This is a genomic window from Enterobacter sp. SLBN-59 (genome assembly GCF_024807915.1).
Taxonomy (GTDB): Bacteria; Pseudomonadota; Gammaproteobacteria; order Enterobacterales; family Enterobacteriaceae; genus Enterobacter; species Enterobacter asburiae_B.
This window is the reverse complement of sequence record NZ_JANUFI010000003.1, coordinates 13,436-27,930: the sequence shown is the minus strand read 5'-3', so window position 1 is coordinate 27,930 and position 14,495 is coordinate 13,436. Positions and strand designations below refer to the sequence as shown.

Here is a 14,495-nt window from a genome sequence, read left to right as displayed (position 1 = left end):
ATCACCGTTACATGCTATTCAGGAGTGCAGTCAGGTGGATCGTATTCAGGCTATGCAGGTTTTTATAAGGGTGGCTGAGGCCGGAAGCTTTGTCCGGGCCGCGGAAACACTTTCCCTGCCTTCTTCTACTGTTACCAGCACCATCAAAAACCTGGAGAAATATCTGCAGGTGCGTCTGCTGAACCGGACCACAAGACGTGTCAGCCTTACTCCGGAAGGTCTGCAGTATCTGGCACAGTGCCGGGAAATTCTGGCCTTAGTTGAACATACGGAAGCGAGTCTGGCCGATTTGAACAGGCGCCCCCGTGGCCGTTTACGCGTTGATATGCCCGGCGGTATAGCGCACTTCATCGTCATGCCAAATCTGAAAGATTTCTACAGCCGTTATCCTGACATTTACCTGATGATCGGTGTCAGCGACCGGCAGGTTGACCTGGTTCAGGAGGGGGTAGACTGCGTGATCAGAACCGGAGAGTTAATTAACTCCACGCTTGTAGCTCGTCCGCTCGGAGAATTTCGCTGGATAACCTGCGCCTCTCCCGACTATCTCAGGGAGTACGGTATTCCGCAGTCACCTGAAGATCTGTCTCATCACCGGGCTATTCATTATTTTTCCGGACAAAGCCGGCGTACAGACGTATTGCGTTTTGTAAAGGGAACAGAAACGCTGTCCGTATCCGTCAGTGGGCAGGCGGCCGTCAACGAGACGGGGCTTTATATAAAAATGTGCCTTGAAGGGTTCGGACTGGCGCAGCTTGCTGAAAATGTTGTAGCAGAACACATGGAGAAAGGAACGCTGGTTGAAGTTCTGGCCGACTGGCAGCCGCCGTCTGTTCCTGTCACGCTACTTTATCCTCATCAACGTTTTCTTTCCCCTGCTGTACGTGCATTTGCAGACTGGATAAGTGAAATATTCAGTTGATACGCCTGTCACTGCTCCCCGTTGCACATTAAAAGTCGCCAGTATTCAGGGCCCCTGAAAGAACGGCAGACTTTGTTTCTACGGGTAAGAGCATCTCGGAGCAGCGACTTCCTGTAGAAAGGCTGTACTCAAAAATTCACATCCCCGGTGTATGGAGGACGCCGGCTAAGAGCGCCAGCCAAATCCGGGCCCGCTTTCAACTGAAGTGTCTGAGTAAAATACTTTCAAGGATGTGAAAAACGGTCCTGATGCGCTGCGGTACCAGGGTCTGGTAGGGCCGGTAAAGATAAAGCTGCCAGGTTTCCAGTTTCAGTTCGGGCAGGACATTGACCAGCCTGCCGTCTTCAAGGTATTTCCTGCAGGCCAGATTACTCGACTGAATGACAGCTTTACCGGCTAACGCAGCCTGGATCTCCGACTGGGAGTCGGTGGAAAAAAACTCCAGGTGGCGCGGTACAAAAGTATCAACGCCATCGAGCATATATTCGAATACTTTTCCTGTTTCAGGATTCAACAGGCCACTGAAAGGGTAGCGCTGGCGCAGATCTTCGAAATTTTCCGGCGCGCCCAGCTTCTCAATGAGCCGGGGTGACGTCATCAGCGCGTGATGAACAAGCGTAATGGGCCTGACGATAAAATTCTGGTTTGGCTCCCGTTCTATACGAATCCCCATGTCAATGCGGTTCTGAACAGTATCCAGCTTCATCATGTCTAACCGCCAGTCTATAAACAGCTCAGGATAAGGATCGAGGGAGGTAAGAAGCTCATATAACACCTGCTCGTGGCCGGGAAACCGGAATAACGTGATCCTCACAACTCCCTTCATGTCATTGTCATCTCGGGCCGTCTGAAAAAGGGCCTCTGAGTCTTCAAGCAGCCGCATAGCCTTCGGCAGGAAAAGCTCACCAAAGCTGGTCAGCACAATTGATCGGGTATTCCGCTTAAAAAGTGGCTCGCCGAGCTGATTTTCCAGCTCGGCAATAGTCCGCGTCACCACTGAAGGGGAAATGGCCAGTCTGACTGCTGCTTCACGAAAGTTCATCGTTTCTGCAGCGGCAACAAAAAATTTCAGCGCATCAAGTTTATTCATCATTATTGTGATTTTAGCAATTCTGACTTTCTAAATTAACAATTTTTCAGCAACAAATCCAGCCGTATACTGTACGTCTCAGAATCAGAAATGCTTTAAAAAAGGGTTAAATAATCATGAAAATGAGAAGGTTAGGTAGCCAGGGGCTTCATGTCTCGGAAATGGGACTGGGGTGCATGGGCATGGACCATGGCTATGGCTATTCAGTTGAAATCCGTGAGCGAACAGAGCTGATAGACAAGGCTGTAGAACTGGGCTGCAACCTTTTCGACACTGCCCCCATTTACGGATTTGAAAACGAAGAACTGCTGGGTGTTGCGCTCAGCAAACACAGGGACAACGTTATCATCGCGACCAAATTCGGCGTGACCGGAATGGAAAACAGTGATGGACAGCTGGTGCCGGTATTAGACAGCCGTCCGGCGTCTGTCAGAGAGCAACTGGAAGGTTCACTCAGTCGCCTGCAAACCGACCATATCGACCTGTTTTATCAGCATCGTGTCGACCCAAAAGTTGAGCCGGAAGTGGTGGCGGGATTAATGAAAGAGCTGATCGCGGAGGGGAAAATTAAGTACTGGGGCTTATCCAATGCGCCCGTATCTTATATTCGCCGGGCTCATGCGATCTGCCCGGTCACCGCAGTCGAAGACCAGTATTCAATGATGTGGCGTAAACCTGAGCAGGATTTGTTCAAAGTCTGCGATGAACTTGATATTGGCTTTATGGCCTACAGCCCGCTGGGTAATGGATTCCTGAGTGGTCAGGTTACCGCTGATACAACTTACGGGGAAGGCGATTACCGGGGCATGATGGGTCGCTTCAAACCTGAAGTAATGGAAAATAACCAGGCGCTACTGGATTTGATTGCTCAAATCGCGGAAAGAAACAACGCAACTTCAGCACAGATTGTTCTTGCCTGGGAGCTGGCTCAGAAGCCTTACATCGTACCGATCCCGGGAACAACGAAATTACACCGGCTCGAAGAGAATTTTCACGCCGCAAATGTTCAGCTCAGTGACGCTGAATTAAATGATATCAATGAAGCTTTATCCCGGCTTGAAATTGACGAAACATTCTTCTGAAAAATAAGAGATCGACATGAAAACAACTGTATTTGTTACCCACCCCAACATTAATCAGTCACGGGTAAACTCAGCCCTGGCAAAAGGTGCAGCATCACTGACCGACGTTGAAGTGCGTTATCTGTATGACCAGTATCCGGATGGCAAAATCGACGTGGCCGCTGAACAGGCTGCACTGGAAAAGACGGATCGTATCGTGCTGCAGTTTCCTATGCAGTGGTACAGCACGCCGCCACTTCTTAAACAGTGGCTTGACGATGTACTGACGTACGGCTGGTCACATGGTGGAGAAACACAGGCGCTGCGCGACAAGCAACTCATGCTGACCGTTTCGCTTGGTGGTGCAGAGTCTGCCTATCAGCCTGATGGCGCTGCCGGACATACGGTAGGCGAGTACCTGCTGTCTTTTGAAACCATCTCCGGGTATCTGGGTATGAACTACATCAAGCCGTTTATTACAGGCGGAAGCGCGACGATAACTGACGAAGAAATCGTAGCTCAGGTCGAACAATATAAAACGGTATTAGCCTGATTACCTTCGGGCGACCATCAGTGTTTTAAAACGCCCTCAAATGTGCCGTTGCCGTTAACGGCACATTTTTTTATCAATGGGAAGGAGAAATCCTGTGTCTTTACAGCCAGTTGAACTGAATAAAGCATACCGATTATTGCAGGTCGGCCCAACTACAATGATTTCCGCTAAGCATAATGGTAATGCCAATGTGATGGCCGCCGCATGGGTGAGTCTGGTAGGAATCAATAAAGTCATGGCGTATATCAGTCCGCAGGCTTACACCCGTGGATTGGTGGAAGAAAGTGGTCTGTTTGCCGTACAGATACCCGTAGTCAGCCAGATGGAAACCGTTTTGTACGCAGGTGAACACAGCTACCGTGACAGGCCTGACAAGAATCATAAAATACCGATGTTCTACCTGAAAGAATTCGATGTTCCGCTGGTAGAGGGCTGTGCTGGCTGGCTTGTATGTAATGTGATACCTAACGCGGCATATGAGCTGGAACATAATCTGTTTATGGGAGAAATTGCCGGCGCGTGGAGTGACGATCGGGTTTTTCGCAATGGGCACTGGATATTTGATGAAGCACCTGACGAATTACGAACCATACATTATGTTGCCGGGGGGCAGTTTTATGCCATCGGCAAAGGAACCCGGTTTGACCATGGTCCGGGCAAAGACTGATGCGCAAGTACTGCTTGTACTGATACAGTAAAATGCAGGGACCGGTTGTTAAAATGCCTTCCTGTTCCCTCATGGCCAGCAGGCGATGTCGCCTCTGAGCCAGCAGGGGACGCCGCTTTTCGGTGCCCGCACCCTGCATTCTTATATGCTCCTGTTAGCCCGTAGCACTCATCAATGAACAATGGCATGTCACAGGGAAGGATCAGTGTCTTTAATCAGAAAGTGACAGTTTTGTTCTACCCACCGGTTGAGTTCATTCGCTGCCTGAGGGACGTTCCCAGTTCCGTGAGTGCATATTCGACTTTGGGCGGTACTTCACGAAAGACAGTGCGCGTAACAAGATTCCTGCTTTCAAGTTCCTTTAGAACGTTTCTCCGGCACCTCAGATAAAATAGACGGGTTTGCAGCGGCTGCCGGCTCAATACTTTTTTCGAGGATCAGTATGTTGTCAAGTCACTACAGGAGCAGTTTGCGGCCTATGCGGACAATTTCCCGGCACAGCACAGCTATCGCTCAGTATGCGGTCTGGCTGGCGCTGGCTGAAAAAGGAATTGGTGCCAACCTGCAGCATTATAATCCTCTGATCGATGAAGATATTCGCACTGAGTGGAATGTTACTCCATCATGGAAACTCCGCGCGCACATGAATTTCGGTGCTATCCTTTCACCCGCCAGTGAAAAAGCCTTTATGGGTGATGAAAAGCGATTCATCGTTGCCAAACAGTCCTGAGGCTTGCTTATTATATTATTACTGACCGCGATCGCCCTTAGTTTCAGGGCGGCCGCTGAATGTTACGCTCGCCCTGAACGGCCTTTTCACCGAAAAGTCCGCTCATCGGGATAGTACAGATGGCTCCGGTACTATTAAGACGCTTCAGAACCTCAATGGAAAGCATCCGCTTTAGAAGTTCAGCTGGTACCCTCCTGTGTAAGCCCATTCAGCCCGGCTGCTGTACAGGTTCCAGGTGTACATCTCGTCCGGCAGCCATTCCGGTGCAGGCTCCTGCAACTGAGATTGCTGTGGTCATCAGTAATGGTACGGTCCAGCCTCCGGACAACTCCTGTACTTTACCCAGCAATAGCGGTCCCATCGCCGCCATCAGATAACCGATACTCTGCGCCATGCCTGACAGCGCGGCAGCATCACCCGCGTTTGTAGTGCGCAACCCGATGAAGGTCAGACCCAGCATCATGCTGGCACCCGAGCCGAAGCCGAGGAGTGCAGCCCACAGCATCGCCAGATTTGGCAAATAAAGGATGCCAATAAAGGATACTGCGGTTAAAAGGCTGACACCAGCAGCGGCTAATTTCTGATCGTTAAGACGACGCAGCGTGGCTGCCAGAATTAAGCCGGGAATAGCGGTGGTGAGCTGAAGGATGCCATGTACCTCACCAGCCTGAGCTGAGGATAGCCCACTGCCTGTCAGAATGACTGGCAGCCAGCCGACCGCAACATAAAAGGGCATCGCATTCAAGCCCATAAACATGGTGACCTGCCACGCCAGAGACGAGCGCCAGACCGCAACGGTCGCTGCTTTTTTCTCACCTGCTACTGGCAATTGATGCTTTTTCTTCAACTGCGGCAACCATAAAAGCATCGCAAGGAGCGGTGCAATAACCAACATAGCTAACGCGATGTTCCAGCCCCAGCTCTGCGTCAGAGGAATGACAATGGTAGAGCCGATAGCGCCAGCGGTGCCCATGGTGATGGAATATGCTCCCGTCACGGAAGCCACGTTTCCGGAAAAGTCACGTTTAATCAGGCCAGGCAGCAGGACATTGCCCAGGGCAATCCCGATACCAATTAATACTGTTCCGCCATAAAGCGCCCAGACGCTGTCTGTTGAGCGAAGCAGAATCCCCGCTGAAATCACGACCAGGGCACCAAAAAGGGTGCGTTCAAGGCCATACTTGCGGGAAATCGATGCGCTCAGTGGAGAAAAGGCGGCAAAGGCCAGTAAAGGCAGCGAGTTAAGCAACCCAACGGCTGTGATACTCAGCCCAAAATCATGGCGAATGGACTCTAAAACGGGTGCGATAGCGGTAAAAGGAACACGCAGGTTAATGGCAATAAAAAGAATGCCGATCACAAGTATGATTGAAGACCACTTGTTCGTCGTGTGGGACATAAGTTTTGCTTTCTCTGAAAAAAAGAAAGACTTTAAAGGACGCATGAGTTACAGAATATAGATAATCTGACAACATATAGCTAAATCATGCCAGTTAATAAAAAACCGGTGACCTCACCGGAAGAGTTTAATGCCGATGATTTCAGTCAGGCCGCTATCGCCCTGCATGTATCATCGTCAGGCGAGTATGCCGGGCAGCGTCCGCACGCTCATCGCAAGGGGCAACTTATTCTCTCTATGCGCGGTGCAGTGCGCTGTGAGGTTGACGATGCGCTGTGGCTTGTTCCACCGGGGCATGCCGTCTGGGTTCCGGGAGAGATCCCGCACCGTTGCCGGATCACGAAGAATGCAGATACGTGCTTTTTATTCATCGAGCCCGGCGCAGCAGCGATGCCGGAAATTTGCTGTACCATAGCGGTTACACCTCTGGTCCGCGAGCTTGTTCTGTATCTTGCAGAGCAGGAACATACTTATTCTCCTGACAGTAAAACCGCCAGGCTTGCAGCGGTGCTGCTGGAGCATATTCCGGATGTGCCGGTCGAAGCACTCCATCTTCCTGTATCAGATCATCCTAAAATCCGGATTATGGCTGAGGCACTCTTTAATGAGCCAGATGACCGGCGAACGTTAAAGCAATGGGCTGCTCATCTGGCCATCAGCGAGCGTTCTCTGGCCAGGCTGATAAAAGAGGCGACAGGAATGAGCTTTGGCCGCTGGCGTCAGCAGCTGCATTTGATGATTGCACTAAGCCATCTGTCTGAAGGTCAGCCCGTGCAGCGCGTAGCCGGAACTCTAGGGTATGATTCGGTAAGTGCGTTTATTACGATGTTCAGAAAAGCGCTGGGTAAATCACCGACGCAATATTTCTCTTCCCTGGATTAGTGCACAAGCACAGAAGTCGAATTTATTTAAATAACACCAGCGTCCGCTTTTCGCTCAAAGCTGACCTTACGTTCCCTCCTGCCTTTTGCCTAGAACTCTTTTCTGCCGTTTCTCGTTTGTCCTTCCATACGCTTAATCACTCCAGATCCGGCTTCAGGAGTTTTCGGATCTCAGAAAAAGGGATGAACAGGAAATACACAGGGCAGCATACGAATTTTAAAAACATACGCTTCGCAGTATTTAAGTTCCTTAAAATCCAGGATAGTGTATGAGCATTGCAATAATTCATACACACATCAAAAGGTACACGGAATGAGTGAAAAAGAACATGACATGACAAACGACGGTGGGGAGAGCGTAACGTACACGCTGCGGAACATTCCCGCCGACATCGACCGGGTGATCACCGACCTGGCAACTCACGCCCGTAAGCCAAAGGCGACGTTTCTGCGTGAGTTCCTGGAAGACAGCTTCCGGGACGTCATCGACAGTTTCGCCCTGAAAAACCCGCTCATCGCCTCTCTCGATGACGAGCTGGCCAGTTATCTGGGCGCCGAGGTCATGGAGAAACGCTACCAGAGCCATTACATCACCCGCTGGAACCAGGAATACCAGAAGCTGCTCGGGATCTCGACGGAAGAGGAGCTTCGCCGGGTGGTGCTGACCAACACACCCTTCCTGCACGCACGTGCCGACCAGGTGCTTAAGGGCTGGAAAAAGATCCCGCGCGGGATCTCCCTGACCTTTTCCCTGTTTGCCGAGATTGCCGGCCGGGACAGGGGAACCATTGACCGTGCCTGGAACAGGATTTTCTACTCGCAGCTGCAGGAGAAAAAACACTGCTTTTACCGGGATATTGATGTTATTCGTGCCCTGAAGAAACAGCATGCCGTCTGCGGCTACAGCTGGACCAGGGATGACATCACCGTGCGCATTTACCGCCCGGATGAGTACGGCTACGGTGCCTGGCGGGTGCTGCTGGTACTGGATGAAAGTGTCATTACCCAGAAGTGGAACATCCCGTTCCCGGAACTTGACGGACGTCGCTTTACCACTGACCCGGGCTATGACGCCCTGATCAGCACCGCTCCCGACAGCTGGGATAAGGCCTTCCGTTTTGTGGACGGGATTTGTGAGCTTCATCTTTACAGCAATGGCGTGGAAGAAGATCAGAATCCGACCCCGCTGCCGGTCGTCGCTGAGGCGCTGATTGAAGCGGTGGTGCACGATCTACTGTAACGGACCCGGGTGTACGGGCACAACCACAACTGCATCATCAGGAGGCATAATGAAAGGTCGACAGAGCCGCTATGTTACCGGTGGGGAGAGTTTCGCGGAGATCGCCCGTCGCCCGGGAGGGACGGTGGTGATGCTCTGCCTGAACAACGGGCTTGAGGATGCGCTGCGGGAGGCATCCAAATCCCTCAAGTCAGCCTTCACCCGTTGCGGGCGAAGATGCCGGCTGTCAGCGGGAACGGCGGAAGGACCGTTTACTGGTCGCAGGCAGGGCGTGGCGACCCATCTGTTCGTGGAGGTACTCTGAGGGGCAGGGGGTAAAAACTTGAAAAAAGCATGCGCCTGGTAGCCCTGCTGCGGGTGAAAATGAATGTACAGATAGGGAATGGATAGCACTTTTTGCTAAATGGATGCCAGTATTACTATGCTATAGTTACTTTAATGGAAAACTGCGCCTTGGCAAAGGCGATGTTTTCTGTTAACATTACTTTCATAGTATTGTTCCGCCCCGCACCACCCCAACAGATCCGTTTATTTCCCGCCAGACTGGTCATCACCATGCCGGCCAGGATTTTTTTGGATTTTTTTCCGGGGAGCACCCGGGACGAGCTTAAAATCGGTATGACAAACAGGAGGATGCGAATGAACACATCATAGCAGAGCTGAAAGATAAAACATTCTGTACGGTATCAACAGCGATCACGTGTGTGAGGCGCGGGTGCCTTTTCAATCAAAAAATGAGGTCAGAACCATGATCACAGGCAACACATCAGTGTTAACAACAACCATCCATTGGAGGATATATGGATTTTCTGAAAGACACCGAGGGAACGGTTTTATTCCCATTCCAGACTGAAATCGCTTTTATTATGGCGATTATCACCACCGCCAAAGACCTTTCCGTCAGTGCCTGGGGGCACATCGGACAGAAACAATACTGGAGCGCGAGTCTCTGTATTTTGCTTCTTGTGGCTTACATCGGACTCTGTGCTGCAGTAGTCTGGGCGGTAGTACCCTGGCTTAAGGCCTTTATTGTGTCGAAATTCGCAGTTTCGGCACTGTGGGTCACGCCAGTAAAGAGCGGGCTGCTCTGGAGTATCGGAAAGATGGTGGGCACCATCTGCCGAAAGTTTACTCTATTAAAGTAACAGCAGCAAGCTACACTAACGGATGGTGAATGTCAACAGGTATTCACCATTTCCTTACGGCGGTGGTCCCTGTGGCCACTGCCGCTTTCGCGTGGGTGCAACACGGCAAAACTCCTCTGTACAACAGGGGCTCCCGCCGTCATTTTCCGGCACAGGTGAGGCCGGAATTCGGACTAAAACGTAAACCGCGGGCCAGTCCGGTAGCGTTCACTATCGGCCAGCATTCTCTCAACCAGAGAGAAATCCTTTTCACCGCAGAACACGTACTGCTCCGCGAACTCCACCTGCAGGGAATTGTAATGAGTGACATGCTCCGGGGTAAGCGGCATAAGAAGATAGTCCGTATACCTCTGGATATGTTCCAGTCTTTCAAAAGGCCGAATGTGACGGGGGATAAGATGCGGTGCCATGGCGAGCAGATGTTGAAGATGCTGCTTTTGACGAACCATCTGTTCACGGATGGAGGGGCAATACATGGCCAGCATCAGCGTCGATGACAGGGGGAGGTAAATCTGTATCCCGCGAACGGCCAGACCAAGATTACCGTACGGACCGAAGTCATTGCTGTTCTTAAGCACTACGGGATTGTCTGATACGTAAAACGGACGTTCTGGCCTGGTTTCCAGAAGGTACCAGTCCTTTTTCAGCAGGTGATCAATATGTGACATCTGCTGGACGAGCTGCCGCAGAAAAATATCCTTGGTATCGCCCTCGGACGACAGGCCCAGGGTTTCTAAAGCCTGCTCTTTAGTCGAGCCGATGGACTCCATCTTATCGGTGAGCAACGAAATCATGCCTGAGACACGCTCCAGTTCGCCGAAGGTTCGTGCGCGCTGCACGGCAACAAACACGGCCATCCTGTAGCGTTCGTCATCTGTCAGCCTGCGAATATCCCTGTGCGCCAGCAGGGCTGCAATTACCGGTGCCGCGTGGTGCTCGTAAATCCCCAGCAGTGGTTCAAGACTCAGACGGTCCGGGTGATTATCGAGGTTGTAGAACGTGTTGCGGACTGTCGCATCATCCGGCGTGGTGGCATAGGCGCGCCCGGCAGCCTTGTCAAAGGCGTATAAGCGCTGCCGCTTACCGTTTCCCGGCGTACTGAAATGCTTCAGTAAAAAACGGGGAACCGTATGCTGCCTGACCACATCGGTCTGCAGATTGAATGGATCGGCCATAACTTTATCTCCCTGAAAAGCCACGCAGGCGCATCGGTGCATCTGTATTGACGGCATGGGCAGCTGGTTTGCAGCTTAGCATTAGAAAACAGAACCGTTCGATAATAACTGTGTTTAACGCCCTGTCAGTACCGATGGAATTTAAATCTCCGGAACCGGGAGTTTTCGGATCTGCGCGGCGGGAAACCGGCAAAGGATATGATAATCAAACCAGTCGCACGAAATCATATTGCGTATGATATTTTTCATTAATAGCAAAATCATATCTGATATGATGTTACCAGTTCAGCATAATATCATTCATGATATGTTTTTCACTTAACCGGACCTTATCAGACGGAGCGTACAGGATGGATCAGGAACTGAATTTTTCACTCAGCTATGAGCTGCTGATGCAGAAGACAGAAGACGAAATCAGGAAATGCGACCTTCGCCAGGACGGCTGCCACTACGTCCAGGAGCTGAACAGGGCCTCAGACCTTCTCCGGTTCTGGTTTATCCTCGCGATGAGCGGGTACCCGGGCGTGCCGGATATGGAGCGCATCGATGCTGACAGGCAGCGCCTTGAGGGGCTGATCCATGGTCTCAGGGAGGCCAGGGCGTGACGGATAAAAAAAACCGCCGCCCGTCCCCCCTGCAGCGACGGGTGCTGATTGTGCTGGCCGCCCTCGGTGCGAAACGTCCGGGGCCGGTGGCGACAAAGGATATCGAGCGGCTGCTGGAGCAGGGCGGGGATGCCCCGGTATACGGGCCGAACCTGCGCGCCTCCTGCCGGCGCATGGAAACGGCGGGCTGGCTGCGCACCCTGCGCGCACAAAACCTGCAGCTGGCCGTGGAATTGACGGACGCCGGCCGCGCGCTAGCTGCTCCCATCCTTGCCGAAGAACAGGCCAGCCAGCTGGCCGAACAGCGTGCCACGGAAGTCCGGGTTCTGCCCCTGGTCCCGCACAGCCAGGCAGACGAGTCTGACGACCGGCCGGTGGAGCTGGACGGTCGCTGGCACCTTGCGTGCCGGGGCGACTACGTTATCCGCCTCGACGGCACCACCTGTCTCCAGCTGTGGAACACGGACGGGCAGGTGACGCGCCTGGCGGCCGATCCCCTTCAGGTGGCGCAGTGGTTGCAGGCCTGCCACGACGCGGGTATTGCGGTCCGGATGCAGATCAATGAGAGCACCACGCCGGAGGCGGGCACGCTTAACGGTACCGCGCCGGCAGACCTGACCGGCACCTGGTACCGCCAGCTGGAGGGGGCGTTACAGGCGCTGGGGATCACCGGCCTGACGGACACAATACGCCAGGCCGTAGTGAGTCCTGAAGCATCTGTCCGGTCACTGCCGGCACCGGCGCGCCTGCTGCACGTTCTGCGCGACTGTCAGGAGGCATTCCCGCTCACGGCTGCCGGCTGTGAGGAAAACACACAAGCCGCGCTGGCTGACCTGCTGACCCGGGCAGGGTTCACCCCAGGCCTGTCAGAAGAGCTGCAGCGGCACCGTATCCGCTGGTCGCTGATGAGTGAAGAGGATGTCGCCCGGCAGGAACTTGAAAGCATGCTTGACGGGCTGGCCAGACGGCAGCTGTACTGCAACCGCGAACAACTGACGGAGATTGTGTTTTCGCCGGTCCGCAAACCCGGCGAGCGCTGGACTGAACGTCTTCAGTGGCTCCTGGCAACCGGTGGGTTCGGATTCAACAGCCCGCTGTCCCGGGAAGACGCTGCTCCGGCGCTGGATTTTCTGGCCGGTTATACGGGACAGGAAGTGGCGGAGCATCTGGCCACGGAGATTGCATGGAACGTTGCCGGCGCAGGGGACAGGTCATGAGTCCGGCACCTTATGAAGGCAACGTCCATCTCATCGTGACCTTCACGCGCCGTAAAACCGTGACCGCCGGGGAAACGTTCTCTCCGGATGAACACGACGCCGGAAGGGCTTACGAAGTCTGGCTGGACCGGCTGGCCAGGGCACGCAGGGACTGTCCGTCCGCCACAGCCGGCGAGCTGTATACGGGGGGTAATAGAACAGTAGCCGCAGTTAAGCGGCTACTTTAAATGGCCATTTATAAATTAAAGCTTAACGTGAGTTTTCGTTCCACTGGGCTTCAGACCCTTTAAACAACACATTATCGTTAAAAGGTTTTCATGCCCGGTTAAGCTGAAGCTGAATCACTTTCTATGTAAAATCATATACGATCTGTACTACCACACCCTTTTCGCTTTTAAGAGACCTTATCATCACGGTTTCTGTGGGGTCTGTTCCGCGCCAACATATATTGTCGATGTTGCATGCACCCTGAGGTTTGTAGCCCAGCGATACAAGATAAGCATCAATTTTGCTCATGTCCTCAGTACCATAAAATTTTATGGTATATACATGGGTTGCTGGCCCGGTGATATTTGCAAAATCAAAATCATATTGTGGAGAAATGCGGGGCATTTTTTTCAAAATATCGGGGGTGTAAAATTCATATTCCCGCTTATCCTGCTCGGTATAGTGTGCACTGCCTGCAAATTCCATTTGTACATAAGGCCACACCCAGACCAGAGCTGTGGCAATGACCACAACCATCGCAATGAGAACCTTGAATGAGTTACGCATAAGGTAATACACCGCCTTTTGCTTTATCTATATATGACCCGTCGGCGCTGACGATGCTGACAATTCCTGAATGAAAGTCATTCCACGGTCTGACTGTTTTCATAAAATTTGGTAGCTCACCTTTGCGGGGGCGGGCGTTCGGATATTTATCCGGATCGGGGAACAGTAGCGGGATGAATGTTTCATTTTTCCATGAACCAATTTTGCCATAGTAATCCCAGCGTTTGAGGGCTTCTGCTTTACTGACCGGGCGTAGCATGTCAAACGGGTTCTGGATGGTCACTACACGGTGGAATCCCAGTAAATCTGACACCAGGTCTTCCCCGCTGAACCCACTGTCGGTCGTCAGGCTGACAGGAAATGATGACTGTAGTCCCTCGAACTTCCTGGCCAGCGACATCATCATCGCCAGCGCAATGCTCTGGCGCTCAGAATATGAGCGCCCACGTTTAATTCGCCAGGTGATAAACTTACCCATTTTCATGGTTCTGGCCGGGTCAATCATGGACTGAGAATAGACAACTTCGTAGTGCTCCCTTCCGGAGGACTCACCGGTATCAATATTTCGCAGCAGTTTTCTGATATCTGTTCCTTGTGCATGGCCTAAATCGATCCATCCCAGAACCTCCGTGTAAATCAGGCCGTAAGGGCTACCATATTCCTGGCCATCGATAATGTCTTTACGTTTACTCATCCTTAACCTCCTCTCCTGGCTGACTGGTGAATTTTAACACACAAAAATACACCAGAAGGTGGAGGACGAGATTTTAAGAAAAGAGTCCGGGCCATCACTGATGGCGAAGGGAAGTACAGAGGCACTAAATCCCGATAAAAGGTCATTTTGAATAGCCAAAAAGGGTCAGGCCAATTTACATCGCAGATTGCCATTTTAGCCCTCTCTTTTACGATAGCCAAATTACTTATACTCATATTGGCCGTTTGAAGAGCAAAAGAGGGGTCCGCTTGGGAAACGGAAAATATCCTACGCTAAGCCTGTTTTTTGAACTGACCTGACGGGTTGCTGTGTGCCAAAAGC

At 52.1% G+C, this 14,495-nt stretch carries 18 protein-coding genes; 12 read left to right on the top strand and 6 right to left on the bottom strand.

All coding sequences use genetic code 11. The features are described 5' to 3' along the window. The first annotated feature begins 34 nt into the window (after positions 1–34). The gene (locus M2422_RS22920) at positions 35–922 is read left to right on the top strand and encodes a LysR family transcriptional regulator (RefSeq protein ID WP_259142952.1); all 888 of its coding nucleotides are present in this window, start codon (positions 35–37) and stop codon (positions 920–922) included. A gap of 196 nt (positions 923–1,118) precedes the next feature. On the opposite strand, the gene M2422_RS22915 is transcribed toward M2422_RS22920, so the two are convergent. Further along, the gene (locus tag M2422_RS22915; protein ID WP_259143068.1) at positions 1,119–2,012 is read right to left on the bottom strand and encodes a LysR family transcriptional regulator; all 894 of its coding nucleotides are present in this window, start codon (positions 2,010–2,012) and stop codon (positions 1,119–1,121) included. A gap of 116 nt (positions 2,013–2,128) precedes the next feature. Here M2422_RS22915 and M2422_RS22910 point away from each other — a divergent pair, with 116 nt between their 5' ends. The 3 genes from M2422_RS22910 (at position 2,129) to M2422_RS22900 (ending at position 4,293) form a co-directional block, all read left to right on the top strand. Continuing rightward, on the top strand, positions 2,129–3,094 hold the full coding sequence (locus M2422_RS22910) for an aldo/keto reductase (protein ID WP_259142950.1): 966 nt from the start codon (positions 2,129–2,131) through the stop codon (positions 3,092–3,094). A gap of 16 nt (positions 3,095–3,110) precedes the next feature. Further along, positions 3,111–3,626, top strand: coding sequence for an NAD(P)H-dependent oxidoreductase (locus M2422_RS22905; RefSeq protein WP_259142948.1), 516 nt, complete (start codon positions 3,111–3,113; stop codon positions 3,624–3,626). A gap of 94 nt (positions 3,627–3,720) precedes the next feature. Beyond that, positions 3,721–4,293 (top strand): flavin reductase family protein, encoded by a 573-nt coding sequence (locus M2422_RS22900; RefSeq protein WP_012540013.1) that lies wholly within the window; start codon positions 3,721–3,723, stop codon positions 4,291–4,293. Between the two features lie 236 nt (positions 4,294–4,529). Here M2422_RS22900 and M2422_RS22895 read toward each other — a convergent pair whose 3' ends face one another. Further along, a complete protein-coding gene (locus M2422_RS22895) occupies positions 4,530–4,715 on the bottom strand; it encodes a helix-turn-helix domain-containing protein (protein ID WP_259142947.1) in 186 nt (61 codons plus the stop codon). Between M2422_RS22895 and M2422_RS22890 the strand changes: the two genes are divergently transcribed. Beyond that, a complete protein-coding gene (locus tag M2422_RS22890) occupies positions 4,685–5,023 on the top strand; it encodes a nitroreductase family protein (RefSeq protein WP_404997325.1) in 339 nt (112 codons plus the stop codon). The genes M2422_RS22895 and M2422_RS22890 overlap by 31 nt on opposite strands. Positions 5,024–5,231: 208 nt before the next feature. On the opposite strand, the gene M2422_RS22885 is transcribed toward M2422_RS22890, so the two are convergent. Beyond that, entirely contained in the window at positions 5,232–6,422 is a 1,191-nt protein-coding gene (locus M2422_RS22885; RefSeq protein WP_077139406.1) for a CynX/NimT family MFS transporter, read from the bottom strand. Between the two features lie 87 nt (positions 6,423–6,509). Here M2422_RS22885 and M2422_RS22880 point away from each other — a divergent pair, with 87 nt between their 5' ends. The 4 genes from M2422_RS22880 (at position 6,510) to M2422_RS22865 (ending at position 9,688) form a co-directional block, all read left to right on the top strand. Continuing rightward, a complete protein-coding gene (locus tag M2422_RS22880; protein WP_012540031.1) occupies positions 6,510–7,304 on the top strand; it encodes a helix-turn-helix domain-containing protein in 795 nt (264 codons plus the stop codon). 312 nt (positions 7,305–7,616) lie between these two features. Next, complete coding sequence (locus M2422_RS22875; protein WP_259142945.1) at positions 7,617–8,543, top strand: hypothetical protein; 927 nt, start codon at positions 7,617–7,619, stop codon at positions 8,541–8,543. A 49-nt stretch (positions 8,544–8,592) separates the two neighbouring features. Further along, positions 8,593–8,847, top strand: coding sequence for a hypothetical protein (locus M2422_RS22870; protein WP_259142943.1), 255 nt, complete (start codon positions 8,593–8,595; stop codon positions 8,845–8,847). A gap of 496 nt (positions 8,848–9,343) precedes the next feature. Next, complete coding sequence (locus tag M2422_RS22865) at positions 9,344–9,688, top strand: abortive infection protein (RefSeq protein WP_259142941.1); 345 nt, start codon at positions 9,344–9,346, stop codon at positions 9,686–9,688. Between the two features lie 173 nt (positions 9,689–9,861). Here M2422_RS22865 and M2422_RS22860 read toward each other — a convergent pair whose 3' ends face one another. Then, positions 9,862–10,863: a DUF4238 domain-containing protein gene (locus tag M2422_RS22860; RefSeq protein ID WP_259142939.1), complete on the bottom strand. Its 1,002-nt coding sequence runs from the start codon at positions 10,861–10,863 to the stop codon at positions 9,862–9,864. Positions 10,864–11,213: 350 nt separating this feature from the next. On the opposite strand from M2422_RS22860, the gene M2422_RS22855 reads away from it, so the two are divergent. The 3 genes from M2422_RS22855 to M2422_RS22845 are packed head-to-tail and all read left to right on the top strand — an operon-like array spanning position 11,214 to position 12,912. Beyond that, entirely contained in the window at positions 11,214–11,468 is a 255-nt protein-coding gene (locus M2422_RS22855) for a hypothetical protein (protein ID WP_259142938.1), read from the top strand. After that, positions 11,465–12,685: a hypothetical protein gene (locus tag M2422_RS22850; RefSeq protein ID WP_259142936.1), complete on the top strand. Its 1,221-nt coding sequence runs from the start codon at positions 11,465–11,467 to the stop codon at positions 12,683–12,685. Before M2422_RS22855 ends, M2422_RS22850 begins: the two co-directional genes overlap by 4 nt. Continuing rightward, positions 12,682–12,912, top strand: coding sequence for a hypothetical protein (locus M2422_RS22845; RefSeq protein ID WP_259142935.1), 231 nt, complete (start codon positions 12,682–12,684; stop codon positions 12,910–12,912). The genes M2422_RS22850 and M2422_RS22845 overlap by 4 nt, the downstream gene beginning before the upstream one ends. Positions 12,913–13,033: 121 nt before the next feature. Here M2422_RS22845 and M2422_RS22840 read toward each other — a convergent pair whose 3' ends face one another. After that, entirely contained in the window at positions 13,034–13,459 is a 426-nt protein-coding gene (locus tag M2422_RS22840) for a hypothetical protein (protein ID WP_259142933.1), read from the bottom strand. Continuing rightward, complete coding sequence (locus tag M2422_RS22835; RefSeq protein WP_259142931.1) at positions 13,452–14,153, bottom strand: hypothetical protein; 702 nt, start codon at positions 14,151–14,153, stop codon at positions 13,452–13,454. The genes M2422_RS22840 and M2422_RS22835 overlap by 8 nt, the downstream gene beginning before the upstream one ends. Between the last annotated feature and the right edge of the window lie 342 nt (positions 14,154–14,495).